The organism is uncultured Maribacter sp. (assembly GCF_947500405.1).
In the GTDB taxonomy this organism is placed as follows: Bacteria; Bacteroidota; Bacteroidia; order Flavobacteriales; family Flavobacteriaceae; genus Maribacter_B.
Genome location: NZ_CANMRY010000027.1, coordinates 1 through 3050, shown reverse-complemented (window position 1 = coordinate 3050; position 3050 = coordinate 1). Strand labels below are relative to the sequence as shown.

Annotated in this window: 3 protein-coding genes; all 3 read left to right on the top strand. The window is 30.6% G+C overall.

Annotation, left to right across the window (positions count from 1 at the left end):
* Positions 1–76 precede the first annotated feature (76 nt).
* The 3 genes from Q0945_RS15730 (at position 77) to Q0945_RS15720 (ending at position 2823) form a co-directional block, all read left to right on the top strand.
* A complete protein-coding gene (locus tag Q0945_RS15730) occupies positions 77–772 on the top strand; it encodes a pentapeptide repeat-containing protein (protein ID WP_299436534.1) in 696 nt (231 codons plus the stop codon).
* 230 nt (positions 773–1002) lie between these two features.
* Entirely contained in the window at positions 1003–1482 is a 480-nt protein-coding gene (locus Q0945_RS15725; RefSeq protein WP_299436531.1) for a hypothetical protein, read from the top strand.
* Between the two features lie 249 nt (positions 1483–1731).
* The gene (locus Q0945_RS15720) at positions 1732–2823 is read left to right on the top strand and encodes a Fic family protein (protein ID WP_299436528.1); all 1092 of its coding nucleotides are present in this window, start codon (positions 1732–1734) and stop codon (positions 2821–2823) included.
* Positions 2824–3050 lie beyond the last annotated feature (227 nt).

Below are 3050 nucleotides of genomic sequence, written 5' to 3'. Positions count from 1 at the left end.
CAAACGGCTGAAAAAAATCTTTTGAACGGACAAAAAAGACAAAAAAAAAGGTCAACCTATTTCAGTATAATACAAAATGCCAATCAAAAAGAATCTTATCGAAAGATGGAAACCATACAAGGATTTATCACTTGTACTCAAAAACGGAACTGGGTTCGACAATGACCAATGGGATTATCAAGGTTTTCCTTTTGCTGATTCTTATTTAAAGAAAAATATTAAGAACATAAAACTGGCTGGTGTAAATTTCTTGTATGCAAACTTTGAAAACTGCATGTTGACAAAAGGAGTGTTTAAAAATTGTGTTTTTGAAACTACAAATTTTAAAGAAATTGGACTCTGGAACTGCACATTTATAGAGTGTAAATTCATCAAAACGGATTTCCAAAATGCAATGATGGGTGTTAATACAGTTTATCAAGATTGTGTATTTGAAACTTGTAAACTTAAAGGCAAATATTTCAACTTTGGAAGTCAAGCCAAATTCCTAGATTGTACTTTTTCAAAATGTGATATTAGGTCTGCTTGGATTTTATCAGTCATATTTGAAAACAGCAAATTTGAAAGTAAGTTCACTAACATCAGATTTTCCGGAATTAAAGAGGCTAACCTTCGTGGTAAGAAAGAATTTCCTGCAACCTTTAAAAATTGTGATATGAAAAATTCAATGTTTAAGAGTTTGGAGATAATGGATGGGGCTAAACTAGAGAATACCGTTTTGCCAAACCAAGAAAGTATTCGCTTTAATGATGACCGAACTTACTATGAATAAAAAAACGTTGGGTAACAAAACCTAAACGTAATGCGGACTTTAGAGTTTTAATGAAAGGTCTGTGTATATTTATGATGTCGCTAAATCTTTGGGATTTAGCTTTGGACAAGAAAAAATAAATCAAAACCAAAAGCTTTAGCTTCGTGCGCAGACGGAAACGAAAAGTTTCCTTACTACCGCACTACGCTTAGCCCAACCGTTGTGCATAATATCGACAAACTGAACGCTTAATGAAAAAAACCACAATTTTAATTGCAATAATTCTGTTAATCGGAATTAAAATCAATGCGCAAGAATTAACTTGTAAGGATTTTAAAATCGGACAATTTTATATTCCAACAACAGAGGAATTGAAAGACTTCACTATCATAAAAAATGATAGTATTCAAAATTTTGAGATTCAACTGGACTCAACAGTAACGAAAACTGTTATTGAAAGGAAAAAGAATACTCAAACGGAATGGATAAATGGAATTGGAAACGGACAACCAGCTTATGAAAAAATCGAGTGGATAGATGATTGTACCTATCGACTGACTTATGATGAATCTAAAATGGAATTGGACGAAACAGAAAAATGGGTAAATGAAAATAATGGAATTGTTGTTTCTAAACGGAAAATTGAAGAAAATTGCTTGTTTTACACAGCGACAATGACTTCAAATAATGGAGAGAAATTTTCACAAAATGGAGTGATTTGTAAAAAATAAATACTATGCACAACACCGTATATAATTTATTGCTAGTTCTAGCCTACTTACGAAAATCCTCGCGGATTTTCTATTCGGTTTGTATTTGCTAAATTAGGTACTTAAAACACGCAACAAACCATATACAAACACGTTGGCAAACATTTCCCATATTCCAGTCAAATAGAATAACTTATTTTCTTATTCCATATTTTTTAGTTTAAATGGAATAACGTATCTTTGAATTCCAATAGACTGGAATAAGAAAAAATGGCAGAAAATCATAAACTTAAATTATTACCACCAAAAATTGACTACACTCTTCTTATCAAAGAAATAAGTGAAGCAAATAGAGTTTTAGGAAGCTTAAATGGATTATTAACAAATATTCCCAATCAAAGCTTATTAATCTCACCTCTTTTAACTAAAGAAGCAGTCGCAAGTTCTAAAATTGAGGGAACTCAAGCTACAATAGAAGAAGTTTTTAAATATGAAGCTGAAGGAAAAAGTTCAGAAAAAGATTCAAAAGAACAAGATATCCGAGAAATAATCAATTATAGGACAGCAATCCATATTGCTATTGAGTTATTGAAGAAAAAACCAATTGGTGAGAATTTTATAAAAAAACTTCATTCAATCCTTTTAGATTCAGTAAGAGGAACAAATAAAGACAAAGGGAATTTTAGAAAGATTCCAGTATTTATAGGAAAACCTGGAGCTACAATTGAAAACGCAATTTTTATTCCACCTTCTGCATCTGAATTAAATGAATTAATATCAAATTGGGGAAAATTTGTAAATTCAATAGAAGAACCAGATATATTAGTACAAACAGCAATTGCCCATTATCAATTTGAAGCTATTCACCCATTTTTAGATTGTAACGGCAGAATAGGTAGGTTATTAATACCGATTATGTTATATGAAAAAGGAATTCTTTCTTATCCACTTTTATATGTAAGTGAATATTTTGAAAGAAACAGAGATGATTATTATGCTTATTTAAGAATGGTAGATAAAGAAGATGATTGGGAATCTTGGGTAAGATACTTTTTAAAGTCAATTAAAGACCAAGCATTAGATACTCAAAACAAAGTTTTAAATATGCTTGAACTATACAAGTCTGTCAAAGAAAAATTATCGGATTTTAATTCGCAATATGCAATTCATCTACTTGACATAATTTTCGAAAATCCAGTAACTTCTTTCAGGAATATTAAAACTAAAATTAATACGAATAGCTATCAGACTATATACAATCTTTTAGATAAGTTTCAAGAAGAAAAGATTCTGATAGAGATAACTGGAGGAAAAAGAAACAAAATTTATGTGTTTGACGAATTAATGAAAATAATAAGATAAAAACGATTTGCCAACAATGGCTATAAGTAATTGCTTGTTCTCGCCTACTTCTGAAAATTCGCGAGGATTTTCAGTTTGGTGTGTACTTGCAAAGTTAAGTACTAAACCACGCAACTACTCATAGCCAAGACCGTTAGCTAACATTTGAAAATTGAACTTTCCTGAAATAGGTTGACTAAAAATTAATCATTTAATTACAGTCACTTATGAAACCACAAAAAGACCAC